Below are 15,778 nucleotides of genomic sequence, written 5' to 3'. Positions count from 1 at the left end.
CGATCAGGTTTCCGAAAAGTAGCTCTGCAGGGTCCGAACCTCAAGGTCCCCGCCCAGATAGGCGCGGATGCCCTGCGCGGCCGCCACGGCCCCGGAAAGAGTGGTGTAATACGGCACTTTATGCAAGAGGGCCGCGCGCCGCAACGAACGGCTGTCGGCGAGCGCCTGCGGGCCTTCGGTGGTGTTGAAGACGAGCTGGACGTCGCCATTGGTGATGGCGTCGACGATGTGCGGCCGGCCCTCCAGCACCTTGTTCACCTTCTCGGTCGGGATGCCCTGGTCGGTCAGGAAGCGGGCCGTGCCCGACGTCGCCAGCACCTTGAAGCCGAGCGAATGCAGCTCGCGAACGGCCTCGGCGATGCGCGTCTTGTCGCTCTCGCGAACGGAGACGAACACCGTGCCCTTGCGCGGCACCCGCGTGCCGCCGCCGAGCTGGCTCTTGGCGAACGCCACCGCGAAGGAACGGTCGATGCCCATGACCTCGCCGGTCGAGCGCATCTCCGGACCCAACACGGTGTCGACGCCGGGGAAGCGGGCGAATGGAAACACCGATTCCTTCACTCCGACATGCTTGAGCTCCGCCTTCTTCAGCTTGAAGTCGGCGAGCTTCTCGCCGGCCATGACGCGCGCGGCGATCTTCGCGACCGGCGTGCCGACCACCTTGGCGACGAAGGGCACCGTGCGCGAGGCGCGCGGATTGACTTCGAGCACGTAGATATCGCCGTCTTTGATCGCGTATTGCACATTCATGAGGCCGACGACGTCGAGGCCGAGCGCCAGCTCGCGCGTCTGCCGCTCCAGCTCGTCGATCATCTTGGCATCGAGCGAGTGCGGCGGCAGCGAGCAGGCGCTGTCGCCGGAATGGATGCCGGCTTCCTCGATGTGCTCCATGATGCCGACGATGAAGGTGTCCTTGCCGTCACAGAGGCAATCGACGTCGATCTCGGTCGCATCTGACAGATAGCGGTCGAACAGCAGCGGGTTTTTGCCGAGCACGGTGTTGATCTGGCCGGTCTTGTCGTTCGGGTAGCGCGCCTTGACGTCAGACGGCACCAGTTCCGGCAGCGTGCCGAGCAGGTAATCGTTGAGCTGGTTCTCCTCGCGGATGATTTGCATCGCGCGGCCGCCAAGCACGTAGGACGGGCGCACCACCAGCGGTAGTCCGAGATCCGAGCAGACGAGCCTCGCCTGCTCGACCGAATAGGCGATGCCGTTCTTGGGCTGCTTCAGCCGCAGCTTGTCGAGCACGCGCTTGAAGCGGTCGCGGTCTTCCGCAAGGTCGATGGCGTCGGGCGAGGTGCCGAGGATCGGCACTTCGGCGGCTTCCAGCGCGCGCGCGAGCTTGAGCGGGGTCTGGCCGCCGAACTGCACAATCACGCCGTGCAGCGTGCCGTTGGTGCGTTCCTTCGCGATGATCTCCAGCACGTCCTCGGCGGTGAGCGGCTCGAAATAGAGCCGGTCGGCAGTGTCGTAGTCGGTCGACACCGTCTCCGGGTTGCAGTTGACCATGATGGATTCGTAGCCGGCGTCGTGCAGCGCGAAGCAGGCGTGACAGCAGCAATAGTCGAATTCAATGCCCTGGCCGATGCGGTTCGGGCCGCCGCCGAGGATGATGACCTTCTTCTTGTCGGACGGCGAGCTCTCGTCCGCAGGCGCGCCCGCGAACGGCGCCTCATAGGTCGAGTACATGTAGGCGGTGGGCGAAGCGAACTCGGCCGCGCACGTGTCGATGCGCTTGTAGACCGGACGAACGCCGAGCGCGTGGCGCTTCGCCGTGACCTCCGCCTCCGTCGTCTCCGCGATCACCGCGAGCCGGGCATCGGAGAAGCCCATGGCCTTGAGCGTGCGCATGCCGAAGGCGTTGCCCGGCAGGCCGTTCTTGCGGACCTTCGCTTCCATCTCGACGATGCCGCGCATCTCGCTGAGGAACCACGGATCGATCTTGCAGGAATTGAAGATCTCCTGGTCCGACCAGCCGAGCCGCATCGCCTGCGCGACCTGGAGCAGCCGGTTCGGCGTCGGCGTGCCCAGCGCAGCGCGGATCGCATTCTTGTCGTCGTCGCGGCCGAGACCTTCGATCTCGATCTCGTCGAGGCCGGTGAGGCCGGTCTCGAGCCCGCGCAAGGCCTTCTGAAGGCTTTCCTGGAAGGTGCGGCCGATCGCCATGACTTCGCCGACCGATTTCATCGACGTGGTCAGCGTGGTGGAGGCACCGGGGAACTTCTCGAAGGCGAAACGCGGCACCTTGGTGACGACATAGTCGATCGTCGGCTCGAACGAGGCCGGCGTGGCGCCGCCGGTGATGTCGTTGGCGATTTCGTCGAGCGTGTAGCCGACCGCGAGCTTGGCGGCGACCTTTGCGATTGGAAAGCCAGTGGCTTTCGAAGCCAGGGCGGAAGAGCGCGACACGCGCGGATTCATCTCGATGACGACCATGCGGCCGTCTTCGGGATTGACGCCGAACTGCACGTTGGAGCCGCCGGTCTCGACGCCGATCTCGCGCAGCACCGCCAGCGAGGCGTCGCGCATGATCTGGTATTCCTTGTCGGTCAGCGTCAACGCCGGTGCCACCGTGATGGAATCACCGGTGTGCACGCCCATCGGATCGAGGTTCTCGATCGAGCAGACGATGATGCAATTGTCTTTCTTGTCGCGCACCACCTCCATCTCGTACTCTTTCCAGCCGAGCACGGATTCTTCGATCAGCACTTCGTTGGTGGGAGACGCATCCAGGCCGCGCTCGATGATGTCGAGGAACTCTTCCTTGTTGTAGGCAATGCCGCCGCCGGTGCCGCCCATGGTGAAGGAGGGGCGGATGATCGCGGGCAGGCCGATCTCGGAGAGCGCCATCAGCGCCTGGCCGAGCGCATATTCCTGGTAGCGCTTGCGGCGGTCGCTCTCGCCGAGCGTCCACTGCCGCTCGAGTTCTGCGAGTTCCGCGCCCGATGCCTTTGCGCGATCGGCCTGGTACTTGTCGCGGAAGGACTTCTTCAGGGCGGAGGCGTTGGCGAGCCGCGACTTCGGCGTCTCAAGCCCGATCTTGGTCATGGCCTCGCGGAACAGCTGGCGGTCCTCGGCCTTGTCGATCGCGTCCGCGGTGGCGCCGATCATCTCGACGTCGAACTTGTCGAGCGTGCCTTGCTGGCGCAGCGACAGCGCGCAGTTCAGCGCGGTCTGTCCGCCCATGGTCGGCAGCAGCGCGAAGCCGCCGGGAATGACGTGACGTTCCTTCTCGATGATTTTCGCGACGATCTCGGGCGTGATCGGCTCGATATAGGTCGCATCGGCCAATTCCGGATCGGTCATGATGGTGGCCGGATTGGAATTGACGAGGACGATGCGATAGCCCTCTTCCTTCAGCGTCTTCACCGCCTGGGTGCCCGAATAGTCGAACTCGCAGGCCTGGCCGATCACGATGGGACCGGCGCCGATGATCAGGATGGTGGTGATGTCTGTACGTTTGGGCATCAACTCTCGCCGAAGTGGAATTTGGGCACAAAAAAAGGGCGCGCCTGCTGCGCGTCCCTTTGGCCGAGAGCGCGGTGGTCCCCCTCGCGCGCGGGGTGGGTCTTAGACCAGTTTTCGGGGCGGCGAAACCCCGAAAAACGCCCATCAACCGGCAATTTTGACCGGTTTTGGCCGGGCCTGCCAGCCGCGGGCGAGATGGACCAGAAGAGCCGCCGAAACGCTCAATCCGCCGACCCAGCCCAGATCGGCCGGGCTCCACGCCGCAAGCACGGCGCCGCCCACGGCTCCGCCGATCGCAAAGCCGAGATACATGGCCGAGGCGTTGAGCGAGAGCGCGATCATCGAGGCCTGCGGCTCGATCCGGATGATGCTGGCGACCTGAGCCGGGTAGAACGCCCATCCCGAGATGCCCCAGAGGAAGATCGCGCCCAGCACCGCATAATGCGCCTGTCCCGGCATCAGCTTCAGGACCAGCGAATGCAGGATCAGCGCGCTGACCATGCCGGCAAGCCCGAGACCTGCCGTGGCGAGCGTGCCGAGCCGGTCGGCCAGGACGCCGCCGAGCATGTTACCGATCGCGGCGGCGCCGCCGAACACCAGCAGCGCGAGGCTGATCTGCGAGGCGTCGAATCCAAGGCCACGCAGCGGGACCGCGAAATAGGTGAACACGGTGAAGCCGCCGAGCGCCCATAAAATCGTGATCACAAGCGCCGTCAGGACATTGCGGTGACGCGCCACCGCCAGCCGATCGCTGAGCGAGGCCGTGTTGCGCGGCAGGCCGCGGGGCAGGCCGAGCAGGAGGCCGGCGAGCGCAACGGCGCCGATCAGGGCGACCATGGCAAAGGTCGCGCGCCAGCCGAGCAGGCTGCCGACGAGATTGCCGAGGGGAACGCCGATGACGGTCGCAACCGTGAGGCCCGAGGTGACGAGCGCCACCGCACGGCCGCGTCGCTCCGGCGCGGCGACGGCCACGGATACGGCCAGCGCGGTCGGCATGCACAGCCCGGAGCCCAGCGCCATCAGCATGCGCGAGGCCAGCAACAGGGCGTAATTCGACGCCGCCATCGCCGCGAGGTTTCCGGCAATGAAAGTCGATAGCGCCAGGGCCAGCACCGTGCGGCGGTCGATATTGTTCAGCGTCACCGCCAGGATCGGCGAGCCGACCGCGTAGGTGAGGGCGTAGGCCGTGACCAATTGCCCAGCGGCGGGCACGGAAATCGCCAGGTCGGTTGCGATCGACGGCAAAAGCCCAGCAATGACAAAGCCTTCCGTGCCGATCGCAAAGGCCGCCAGAGCCAACCAGAATACGCTCATCCGAGAATTCCCTATGTTCAATGTTTATTGAACTATCGAGGGGGCCGGGTCAGGAGTCAATTGGTTCAAGAACTATTGAACATCGAGGCCATTTCGCTATGATGCTCAGACCATGAGCCGCACCCCACCTCACCCCACCCGCGAGCAAATCGAACTGCCGATGATTCTGGATTGCCTGAGCGATCCGATCAGATTGGCGATCGTGTACCAGCTCGCGCAGCAGGACCATGTCAGCGGCGAGCTGTGCTGCGGCGATTTCAACGCGCTCAGCGGCAAGTCGAATCTCGCCTATCACTTCGCCAAGCTACGCGAATGCGGCCTGATGCAGACCCGCGTCGCCGGCACCAACCGCTTCGTGCGGCTGCGCCGCGATGATCTGGACGCACGCTTTCCGGGTCTACTCGATGCAGTGATCAGCTCGGCCGCCAAGGAGGCGGACCGGCTGCAGCTGCTGTCGCAGCGCGATGTGGTTGAGGCAGATTGAAGTTGAGAGATTGTGCGCCAATCGCGCGGCTTCGCCCTTCGGCTTCGCCGCGGCAGCCTTCGCCACGATAGGGCTCGCCGAGCCGAAGCTGGCGGAGCCAGCGAAGGCTGGAGACCCGGCCTGGATTTGAACCAGGATAAAGAGCGATGCATCGCCCTCGCGTAGACACTTCCGCCACCGGGCCGCGACGATCATTACTGATCGGGGTGCGACAAGCCACCTCAGGCAGGCGTTATGCTTAACGGATTCACGAAGCTCAACGGACCAACGGCGGCCGCGCGACGAACGTCATGCGCCAGCTATTGTGGCCGATATTGCGGTGAGCGCGCTGGACCGTGAAGCCGGCTGCCTTGAGCTTGGCGGTGATCTCCTCCTCACTGTAGCGCTGCAGCCCGATGCGCGTGCGCAGCTGACGGTAATCCGACAATGCGGTGCTGATCAGCCCGATCAGCGCATCTTTCAAAAAGCCGTGACGAAGGCCGAAGCTGAGTAGCGCTGTGACGTCCCTGAACATGCCCACATTGGGCTGGAGGATGTCGCCCAGCACGAGCTTGCCCGCGGGCTTCAGGATACGGCGGAAGTTGAAGAGCGTGGCGTCGAGCTCGTCCGGCGTCATGTATTGCGCGACCGAGTTCATCACGACGAGATCGATCGACTGCTCCTGCATGTTGTGGACGTCGTCGAGCGACCGGACGCGGATTTTCGTGTTCGGGGCAAACCGCGCGATGAGACGCCCGCGCACGCCGGGCGCGGGCTCGGCGAGGATCAGCTTGCCACAGGCGGCTGCGACCTGGCTCGCCGACAGCGCCTCGCCGCAGGCATAGTCGAGCACGGTCGCCTCGGGCGAAGAAATGTAGCCGATGATGTCCCGCGCGATGATCTGGAAGTGCAAGTCGCGATGCAGCTTGCTGACATAGATCGTGTGCGTCGAGTCGTAGTAATCGATCCAATCGTCCATGGTCGTCGAGGGCCCCGGCCAAACGGTTCCGCTGAAGGAACCGGCGCTGCCCGCCTGCGTTAGGGGTGCGGCGGCGCGCCGTCAATGTCTGCGTCCTAACAGGAAGGTTTCCCGTGAGCAAAGCCCCACAAAAGGTCTCGCCCGACCTCGATACACCCACCGATCTGTCGTCCCAGGCGGTCAACAAGGTTTCGGAGGCGCTCAACGTGCTTCTGGCCGACGCGTTCGCGCTGTATCTGAAGACCAAGAATTTCCACTGGCATATCAGCGGCCGGCATTTCCGCGACTATCATCTGCTGCTTGACGAGCAGTCCGACCAGATCTTCGCCACCACCGACCAGCTCGCCGAGCGCGTCCGCAAGATCGGCGGCGTCACGCTGAAATCGATCGGGCAGATCGCCAAGCTCCAGACCATCAAGGACAACAACGAAGACTATGTCCCGCCGCGCGAGATGCTGCGCGAGCTGATGCAGGACAACAAGCAGGTCGCCGCGGCAATGCGCAAGGCGCACGACGTGTGCGACGACGCCGGTGACGTCGCCAGCGCCAGCATCCTCGAAAACTTTATCGACGAGACCGAGCGCCGCACCTGGTTCCTGTTCGAAGCCACGAGACAGGAGGGCGCGAACGAGGCGTAGGGGCGCACTGTCGTAGGGTGGGCAAAGGCGCGCTCTTCGCGCGCCGTGCCCACCATCTATCCGCAGTTCAAACTGTTTGGTGGGCACGCTTCGCTTTGCCCACCCTACTGCACCGTCTTTGTAGCTACCGCCACAACCGCATCAACGCCCCGTTCTTCCCCGTCACCGGATCGGCCGGCGGCAGCGCGACGTTTGGAATCGTCTTCAGCGCCTTGGCGTGGTTGTCAGGCGTTGCGCGGGTGACCTCCATCTTCGCACCCGGCGGATAGGCGCCGATCACGCAGAAATCCGCGCTGGCCTTGATGCGTTGGTGACCTGTGCCGGCGGGCAGGATCGCGACGTCGCCGGCCTTGATCTCCAGCTCCTGGCCGTGGTCGCCGCCGAAGCGGACGCGCGCGCTGCCACGCGCAACGCCGAGCACCTCGTGCACCGTTGCGTGATAATGCAGATAATCGAAGACGCCATTGCGCCACGTGCCGCCCCAGCCGTTCGCTTCGAACAAGCGTTCGATGGTCTCTTCCGGCTGTCTGGAATCGAGCTTCACCGCGGCCTGGTAGACCAGGAAGGGGAGGATATTGTTCGGCACGAGCCCGTCATCCTCAAACACGATGGCGAGCGGCTCGGCATTGTCGCGGACGACGGACATAAGAGGCTCCTGCGTGAGCGTAGCAGGGATCAACGAAGGGAGCTGAGCGGTGTTCCTTTGACGAAAAAAGCCCAGGACCAGGCCCGGGCTTTTTGTCATGACGTTAGTTGCGAAAGAGCGCGCGCCTTACGCGCTTTTGTTCTGTCGCATCAGGTCCGCAAAACGCTGGAACAGATAGTGCGAGTCGCGCGGACCCGGTGAGGCCTCGGGGTGGTACTGCACCGAGAACACCGGCTTGCCATCGAGCTGGATGCCGCAATTGGAGCCGTCGAACAGCGAGATGTGGGTCTGCGTCGCGCCGGTCGGCAGGGTGCTCTCGTCCACGGCAAAGCCGTGGTTCATCGAAGTGATCTCGACCTTGCCGGTGGTCTCGTCCTTGACGGGATGATTGGCGCCGTGATGGCCCTGATGCATCTTCTTGGTCTTGGCGCCGACGGCGAGGCCGAGCATCTGATGGCCGAGGCAAATTCCGAAAGTCGGCGTGCCCGACTTGATCACGTCCTGGATCACGGGCACGGCATATTTGCCGGTCGCGGCCGGATCGCCGGGACCGTTCGAGAGGAACACACCGTCCGGCTTCATCGCCAGGATGTCCTCGGATGACGTCGTTGCCGGCACCACCGTCACCTTGCAGCCGACGCCGGCGAGCAGGCGCAGAATGTTGCGCTTGATGCCGTAGTCGATGGCGACGACGTTGAACTCAGGCTTGTCTTGGCGGCCAAAGCCCTTGTCCCAGAGCCAGGGCGTCTCGTCCCAGGTGAAGCGCTGGCCGGAGGTGACCATCGGCACCAGGTCCATGCCCTCGAGGCCCGGCCATTCGCGCGCTTCTTCCTTCAGGCCGTGCAGGTCGAACTCGCCGTCTTTGGCGTGCGCGATCACGGCGTTGGGCATGCCCTTGTTGCGGATCAGCGCGGTCAGTGCGCGGGTATCGATGCCGGAGAGGCCGATGATGCCGCGGGCCTTCAGCCACTGGTCGAGGTGCTTGGTGGCGCGGTAGTTCGAGGGATCGGTGATCGCGGTGCGCAGGATCACACCGCGCGCGCCGGGCGTCGCGGCCATGTTCACCGTCTCGATGTCGTCGTCATTGGTGCCGACATTGCCGATATGGGGGAACGTGAAGGTGATGAGCTGGCCGGCATAGGAGGGATCGGTGAGGATCTCCTCATAGCCGGTCATGGCGGTGTTGAAGCAGACCTCGCCGACGGCTTGGCCTTCGGCGCCAAGGCCAAAGCCTTCCAGCACCGTGCCATCGGCAAGCACCAACAGCGCGGTCGGTTTGTGGTCCGGCCAGGCGGGATCGTTATCATGTTGTGTCATGAGCCCGGTTCATAGTCTCCGCGGGCGCCGACGTCAAAGCGGAGATGCGCCGATTCACATGCGTTTTTGCATATTTGACAGGTCGCCTTGGGCCCCTAAGCTCGGCGGCATAATTTCCGGCAAATTCCGGGGCTTGGGAGGCAATAATGGACCAGACGACGCCGATTCTGCTGGTTCCGGGATTAGCCTCCTCGGCCCGGATCTATGCGCCGGTCATCCCGTCGCTGTGGCGGTTCGGCCCGGTGATGGTCGCCAACCATATCCGCGACGACAACATGGCGGCGATCGCCCGGCGGGTGCTGAGCGAGGCGCCGCCGCGCTTCGCGCTCGCCGGCCATTCCATGGGCGGCTACATCGCGCTCGAGATCATGCGCCAGGCGCCCGAGCGGGTAGCAAAGCTGGCGCTGATCAACACTCAGGCGCGGCCCGACACGGAGGAGGCGACCGCGCGCCGGCGCGGCCTGATGGAGCGGGCCAGGCGCGGCGAGCTGCGTGCCGCGCGCGAGGAGATGTTTCCCGAACTGGTGCATCCGTCGCGCCGCGACGATGCCGGTATTCGCCAGCTCGTGCATGAGCAGGGCGAGGACGTCGGCGTCGAAGGCTATCTGCGACAGCAGACCGCGATCATCGCGCGGGTGGATTCACGGCCGACGCTTGCGACGATCAAATGCCCGACATTGGTGCTGACGGGCGATGCGGACAACACGATTCCCAACGCATTCTCGAAGGAGATGGCGGAGGGCATTGCCGGTGCAAGGCTCGTCGTTTTGGAGAATTGCGGACATCTGCCGCAGCCGGAGCAGCCCGCGGCGACGGTGCGCGCGCTGGTCGAATGGCTGGGACCCCCGGTTGTCTCAGGGCCGCGAACGGCCTAGATCAGGCCTCGGATATGCGAAGGGATCACGATCATGCTGCGCGACGACATCAACAATGCGGTCAAGGAGGCCATGAAGGCCAAGGAAGAGCGCAAGCTGTCCACGCTGCGCATGGTCAATTCGACCATCAAGAACGCCGACATCGAGGCGCGCGGCAGCGGCAAGCCGCCGCTGTCGGACGCGGATCTGCTCGGCGTGTTTCAGAAGATGATCAAGCAACGCCAGGAATCGGTCGAGCTCTACGAAAAGGGCGGCCGTGCCGAGCTCGCGGCGCAGGAGCGCGAGGAGATCGCGGTGATCTCGGCGTATCTGCCGAAGCAGATGTCGGACGACGACGTCAAGAAGGCGATCTCGGATGCCATCGCCGAGACCGGCGCCGCCGGCATGAAGGACATGGGCAAGGTGATCGCCGTGCTGAAGACGAAGTACGCCGGCCAGATGGATTTCGGCAAGGCGTCCGGTTTGGTGAAGTCTGCTCTGACGGGCTAGTTCTTGCCCTCTCCCCTTGTGGGAGAGGGTGGATCGGCGCGTAAGCGGCGAGACGGGTGAGGGGTCTCTCTCCGCGTGTACCACTCTCAGGACAAGAATTTGCCGATAGAAACCCCTCATCCGGCGCTTCGCGCCACCTTCTCCCACAAGGGGAGAAGGTGCACCTTTGATGCGGCGCCCGTTCGGTCTACTCTCCCCGATAGACAAATCGGGAGCAACCGATGACAGGCACCATCAAGCCGTTTCGCATCGCCATCAGCGACGACATTCTCACCGACCTCAAATCGCGCCTCGCCCGCACGCGCTGGCCGGAGGCGGAGCTGGTCGACGACTGGAGCCAGGGTGCGCCGCTGAAATGGATCCAGGAGATCTGCGCCTATTGGGGTGATGGCTACGACTGGCGCGCGCGCGAGGCAAAACTCAACCGCTTCGAGCAGTTCACCACCGAGATCGACGGGCTCGACATCCACTTCCTGCATGTGCGCTCGAAGGAGCCGTCGGCGCTGCCGCTGATCATCACCCATGGCTGGCCCGGCTCGATCGTCGAATTCCAGAAGGTGATCGCGCCGCTGGTCGATCCTGTCGCGCATGGCGGCAATCCCGCCGATGCTTTCCATGTCGTCTGTCCGTCGCTGCCGGGCTTTGGGTTCTCCGGCAAACCGAACACCACCGGCTGGGGCGTCGATCGTATCGCCGCGACCTGGGCCAAGCTGATGGATCGGCTCGGCTATATCAGTTATGGCGCGCAGGGCGGCGACTGGGGCTCGGCGGTGACGACCTCGCTTGGCATGCAGGACGGCGAGCATTGCGCCGGCATCCACGTCACGCTCGCCTTCAACGCCGCGCCGAAAGTCGAGGGCGAACCGACGCCGGAAGAGCAGCGCGCGCTCGCCGGCCTCAAGCATTATGTCGACCTCGACTCCGGCTATTCGAAGCAGCAATCGACGCGGCCGCAGACACTCGGCTACGGTCTGACGGATTCGCCGAGCGGACAGGCGGCCTGGATTCTGGAAAAATTCTGGGCCTGGACCGACTGCGACGGTCATCCCGAGAACATCTTCACCAAGGACGAGCTGCTCGACAACGTCATGCTCTACTGGGCGACGGAGACCGCGACCTCGTCGGCGCGGCTCTATTGGGAAAGCTTCGGCAAGCGCCGGACCTCGCCGGTCGTCAAGGTGCCGACGGGCGTGGCTGTCTTCCCCAAGGAGATCATCACGCCAGTGCGGCGCTGGATGGAGCCGAACTTCCGCAACATCACGCATTGGAGCGAGATGAAGAAGGGAGGCCATTTCGCCGCATTCGAGCAGCCAGAGCTGTATGTCGGCGAGGTCAGGAAGTTCTTCCGGACGGTGCGCTGAGACGCATTCTCCGTCAGGCCCGGGCTTGTCCCGGGCATCCACGTCCTTACACTCAGGTCAAACAAGAACGTGGATGGCCGGGACAAGCCCGGCCAAGACGACGCTGCCGGGAAACGACCATGCTCACCGAAGCCAGCACCTACGACGAACTCTACGGCAATTTCCGCTGGGAGATCCCGGCGCGCTTCAATATGGCGGAGGCCTGCTGCGATCGCCACGCCGACGGCACCGGCCGGCTCGCGTTGGTCTATGTCGACGAGAACGGCGCCATCACGCGCACATCCTTTGATGAAGTTGCGGAGATGTCACGCCGCTTCGCCAATGTGCTGAAGGCGGATGGTCTTGCCCGCGGCGACCGCGTCGCGGTGTTCCTGTCGCAGTCGCTGGAGCTGCCGATCGTGCATATGGCCGCGTTCCGATCGGCGATGATATCCATTCCGCTGTTCGCGCTGTTCGGCGAAGACGCGCTGGAATTCCGCCTGTCGAACTCGCAGGCCAAGGCGATCGTCACCGACAAGGCGGGCTGGGAGAAGCTTTCGAAGATTCGCGACCGTCTGCCGGAGCTGAAGAATGTCTACATCGTTGGCGAACGAACGCCGACAGGGGCGACATCGTTCTGGAATTCGGTCAAGGCTGCATCGCCCGACTTTACGCTGGTGGACACGTCTGCGGACGATCCCGCGCTGATCATCTACACCTCGGGCACGACGGGCAATCCGAAGGGCGCGCTGCACGCACACCGCGTCGTGCTCGGACATCTCCCCAATGTCGAGATGTGCCACAACTTCCTGCCGCGCCCCGGCGATCTGATGTGGACGCCGGCAGACTGGGCCTGGATCGGCGGCCTCATCAACGGCCTGTTCGCGTTCTGGTATCACGGCATTCCCCTGGTCGGCCACCGCGCGCGAAAGTTCGAGCCGCAAGCCGCGATGCAGATGATGGCCGATCTCGGCGTGCGCAATGTCTTCCTGCCGCCGACCGCGCTGAAGCTGATGCGGCAGGCCGGCGTGACGCATCCGGGCGTCAGGCTGCGCAGCATCTTTACCGGCGGCGAGTCCCTCGGCGGCGAGCTGCTCGGATGGGTGCGCGAGACTTTCGGCATCGACGCGCATGAGGTGTTTGGCCAGACCGAATGCAATCTCGTGATCGGCTGCAACGCGAATCTGTTTCCGATCCGCCCCGGTTCGATGGGCAAGGCGACGCCGGGTTTCGATGTCCGCATCGTCAACGACAGAGGCGAGGAGCAGCCACGTGGCCAGCGCGGCATCATCGGCGTGCGCCAACCCTGTCCTTGCACGATGCTGGAATACTGGCGCAATCCGGAGGCGACGGCGAAGAAATATGCCGGCGCGTTCCTGCTCACCGGCGATCTCGGCGTGCAGGACGAGGACGGTTACTTCTGGTACGTGAGCCGCGAGGACGACGTCATCACCACGGCCGGCTATCGCGTCGGCCCGTCCGAGATCGAGCACACGCTGATGAAGCATCCGGCGGTGGCGATGGCGGCGGTGGTCGGCATTCCCGATCCGATCCGCACCGAATCGATCAAGGCCTGGATCGTGCTGCGCCCGGGCTTTGCCGCCGGCGACGCACTCGCGCGCGAGATCCAGGAGTTCGTCAAGGTGCAACTCGCCGCCCACGAATACCCGCGCTTCGTGGAGTTCGCGGAGACACTGCCGATGACCGCCACCGGAAAGGTGCTGCGGCGCGAGCTGCGAGCGCTCGGGTAGAGCACATCGTCATCTCACCGCTGCGGCGTCGACAGCGTGGACCGCAGCATTGCGGCGAGGTCTCGCCGCCGGAACGGCTTGGTCAGGATGCGAGCATCGCCGACCCCGTCGGGCGCCTTGACCGGATTTTGGCTGTAGCCGGAGGTGAAGAGCACCTTGAGCCCGGGCCGCAACTGGATTGCTTGCCTGGCAAGCTCCGGCCCGAACATGCCGCCGGGCATCACGACGTCGGTGAACAGCAGGTCGATGTCGCCGGACTGGCGCAACACGTCGAGCGCCGCCGGGCCGCTTGCGGCCGTGATGACGCGGTAGCCGAGCGTCTTCAGCTCGCTTTCGACATAAGTCCGAACCATGTCGTCGTCCTCGACGACGAGAATGGTCTCGCTTCCTTCGCGCGTGACGATCCCTTCGGCGGGTGAGGCGTCCTCGTTTGGCGGTGTCGCCAGGCGGGGAAAGAACAGCCTGACGGTGCTGCCTTGTCTCGGTGCGGACTGCATCTGCACCAGCCCGCCGGACTGCCGAACAAACCCGTAGACCATGCTCAGGCCGAGCCCGGTCCCCTTGCCGACCTCCTTGGTGGTGAAGAACGGCTCGAACGCCCGGCTCGCCACCTCGGCGGTCATGCCGCTGCCGGTGTCGGTTACGGCCACCATGACATAGTCGCCGGGTCGCGGTTCGCCATTGATGTCCAAGTCGGATTCACCGAGCGAGACATTGCGCGCCTCGATCGTCAGCCTGCCGCCCAACTGCATGACATCGCGCGCGTTGAGCACGAGATTGAGCAGCGCAGTCGTTAGCTGGCCGGGATCGATGCTGATCAACCACAGGTCCGGTGCGAGCGCGAAGGTGCATTCGATGTGCTCGCCCAAGGGGCGGCGCAACAAGTGCTCCATCTCCCTAAGCTTCTCGCCGATGTCGATCTCTCGCGGCCTCAGAGGCTGCTTGCGCGCGAAGGCGAGCAGGCTCCGCGTCAGGTCGGAGCCGCGTTCGGCGGCTGTCGCGATGTCGCCGGCGATCCGGTGCAACTCCTTGTTTCCCGCCAGCCTGTCGGCAAGGTGCTCCGAATTGCCGAGAATGACGGTGAGGAGGTTGTTGAAGTCATGCGCTACGCCGCCGGTGAGCTGGCCCATGGCCTCCATTTTCTGGGATTGGCTGAGCTTCTGGTTGAGGTCCGCGATGGCCGCGCGTTGCTGCTCGAGCGACTCGGCGGTGCCGTTGAGCAGGGTCATCAATCCACCCAGCTCGCCGCGCGGATGGGGAGGGGGAATTCGCGCGCTGAGATCGCCGAGCCCGAGTCTCTTCGCCATGTTGGCGAGCCGCCCGACCTGGCGCCCGACGCTCACGGTCGCGAGGATCCATACACCGGCGAGCAGCAGCAGCAAGGCCACCGCGAGGATCGCCATGTCCTCGTAGAGCCGGCGATTCGCCGCCGCGACCAATCCGTCCTTGGACCGTCCGACCAGGATGTAGAGGCCGGCATCACGGATCGAAGGCGCGTGGGCGACGGCCCAGACCTGCGTGCGGCCGTCGCGATCGGTCACTTCCTGAAATGCATTTTGATCGGGAGCCGTCGCGAAGCGGAGCAGGTCGGATCCTGCAAGCGACGCGCCCACGGGCGCGGTCCAGCCGGCTGTCGAGGGGGCGACGAGAACGGTGCCCTTGGCGTCGATGAGCAGGACATCCTTCTCGGCGAGCAGCCGCTTGTGGTGATACTCGGCGAATTTGCGCAGGTTGAACGAGGCGAGCAGCACCAGCTTCAGCGCGCCCGCCTCCGATCGCACCGGATATGCGATCTGGAGCACCGATATTCCGGTCAGCCGGCCGAATACCGGCTCAACCACGACGCTGCGCGAGACCAGGGCCTGCTTGAAATAGGCGCGATCCCTCAGATCGAGGGTGCGGTTGGTCCGCAGCGAGTCGCAGAACAGGCTGCCGTCCGGGTCGATGGTCAGGATTCCCGTGAACTGAGGGTATTCCTCGCGCACGTCCGATAGAAACGCCGAGCATGCCGCCTTGTCGCGGGTGTCGAGGTCGCGCGCGCGGGCCAGACCGTAGTGAAGCTGCGCTGTCCCTTGAATCTTCTCGCTCAGATCACTGGCAATGTCGTCGGCCGAGGCCGCCAGATTGGCCAGGGCGGCGTTGATTTCGCTGCTCCGGTTCTGCACGAAACGCAGCCCGACGAGGCTCGCCGGCACCAGCATGGCCGCGATGACGAGTATCAATAGCCGGGTACGCAAGCTCATCGGTCGGACGGTCCAATCTGGTCATCGCAGGTGCTCGTTCAAGGACCCAATTTGCGGCACCACCCTCCGCTCAGTCCATAGGCAACGGGCCGAAAAAGTCCTCGACGGGGAAAGATTTCGAGGTACGTGCAGCACCGATGAGCTTCTCGAAGGGAGCGCCGCCGACGGCGCGATGGCTTTCCCGGGTCTGCGCCGGCGGCCTCGGGATACCGTCGTCCGGCCGTCAACTCGCGCGTGCGCGCCGGCCGCGAGGGC

General features: G+C 64.6%; 12 protein-coding genes. 6 read left to right on the top strand and 6 right to left on the bottom strand.

The features are described 5' to 3' along the window. Positions 1 to 3 precede the first annotated feature (3 nt). Both carB and AC0L3J_RS11355 read right to left on the bottom strand, forming a co-directional pair. The gene (gene carB, locus AC0L3J_RS11360; protein ID WP_473347020.1) at positions 4 to 3,468 is read right to left on the bottom strand and encodes a carbamoyl-phosphate synthase large subunit; all 3,465 of its coding nucleotides are present in this window, start codon (positions 3,466 to 3,468) and stop codon (positions 4 to 6) included. A 144-nt stretch (positions 3,469 to 3,612) separates the two neighbouring features. After that, positions 3,613 to 4,782 (bottom strand): MFS transporter, encoded by a 1,170-nt coding sequence (locus tag AC0L3J_RS11355; protein ID WP_473347019.1) that lies wholly within the window; start codon positions 4,780 to 4,782, stop codon positions 3,613 to 3,615. 112 nt (positions 4,783 to 4,894) lie between these two features. On the opposite strand from AC0L3J_RS11355, the gene AC0L3J_RS11350 reads away from it, so the two are divergent. Then, on the top strand, positions 4,895 to 5,266 hold the full coding sequence (locus tag AC0L3J_RS11350) for an ArsR/SmtB family transcription factor (protein ID WP_473347017.1): 372 nt from the start codon (positions 4,895 to 4,897) through the stop codon (positions 5,264 to 5,266). A gap of 256 nt (positions 5,267 to 5,522) precedes the next feature. Here AC0L3J_RS11350 and AC0L3J_RS11345 read toward each other — a convergent pair whose 3' ends face one another. After that, positions 5,523 to 6,224 carry a class I SAM-dependent methyltransferase gene (locus tag AC0L3J_RS11345; RefSeq protein WP_473347016.1) on the bottom strand — a complete coding sequence of 234 codons (702 nt, stop codon included), beginning with the start codon at positions 6,222 to 6,224 and terminating at the stop codon, positions 5,523 to 5,525. 113 nt (positions 6,225 to 6,337) lie between these two features. On the opposite strand from AC0L3J_RS11345, the gene AC0L3J_RS11340 reads away from it, so the two are divergent. After that, positions 6,338 to 6,862: a Dps family protein gene (locus tag AC0L3J_RS11340; protein WP_473347015.1), complete on the top strand. Its 525-nt coding sequence runs from the start codon at positions 6,338 to 6,340 to the stop codon at positions 6,860 to 6,862. 124 nt (positions 6,863 to 6,986) lie between these two features. Here AC0L3J_RS11340 and AC0L3J_RS11335 read toward each other — a convergent pair whose 3' ends face one another. Together AC0L3J_RS11335 and carA are read right to left on the bottom strand one after the other, a co-directional pair. Then, complete coding sequence (locus AC0L3J_RS11335; protein WP_473347014.1) at positions 6,987 to 7,508, bottom strand: hypothetical protein; 522 nt, start codon at positions 7,506 to 7,508, stop codon at positions 6,987 to 6,989. Between the two features lie 126 nt (positions 7,509 to 7,634). Next, on the bottom strand, positions 7,635 to 8,825 hold the full coding sequence (gene carA / locus AC0L3J_RS11330; RefSeq protein ID WP_473347012.1) for a glutamine-hydrolyzing carbamoyl-phosphate synthase small subunit: 1,191 nt from the start codon (positions 8,823 to 8,825) through the stop codon (positions 7,635 to 7,637). Between the two features lie 146 nt (positions 8,826 to 8,971). Between carA and AC0L3J_RS11325 the strand changes: the two genes are divergently transcribed. The 4 genes from AC0L3J_RS11325 (at position 8,972) to AC0L3J_RS11310 (ending at position 13,280) form a co-directional block, all read left to right on the top strand. Next, positions 8,972 to 9,700, top strand: coding sequence for an alpha/beta fold hydrolase (locus AC0L3J_RS11325; protein ID WP_473347010.1), 729 nt, complete (start codon positions 8,972 to 8,974; stop codon positions 9,698 to 9,700). A gap of 33 nt (positions 9,701 to 9,733) precedes the next feature. After that, a complete protein-coding gene (locus tag AC0L3J_RS11320; protein ID WP_473347008.1) occupies positions 9,734 to 10,189 on the top strand; it encodes a GatB/YqeY domain-containing protein in 456 nt (151 codons plus the stop codon). A gap of 221 nt (positions 10,190 to 10,410) precedes the next feature. Further along, positions 10,411 to 11,550, top strand: coding sequence for an epoxide hydrolase family protein (locus AC0L3J_RS11315; protein ID WP_473347006.1), 1,140 nt, complete (start codon positions 10,411 to 10,413; stop codon positions 11,548 to 11,550). 119 nt (positions 11,551 to 11,669) lie between these two features. After that, positions 11,670 to 13,280, top strand: coding sequence for an acyl-CoA synthetase (locus AC0L3J_RS11310; protein ID WP_473347005.1), 1,611 nt, complete (start codon positions 11,670 to 11,672; stop codon positions 13,278 to 13,280). 14 nt (positions 13,281 to 13,294) lie between these two features. Here the strand turns inward: AC0L3J_RS11310 and AC0L3J_RS11305 are convergent, their stop codons facing one another. Further along, positions 13,295 to 15,523, bottom strand: a complete 2,229-nt coding sequence (locus tag AC0L3J_RS11305; protein ID WP_473347004.1) for an ATP-binding protein — start codon at positions 15,521 to 15,523, stop codon at positions 13,295 to 13,297. Positions 15,524 to 15,778 lie beyond the last annotated feature (255 nt).

The organism is Bradyrhizobium sp. Kon37, from assembly GCF_055807535.1.
This window is presented reverse-complemented; position numbering and strand designations above follow the sequence as displayed.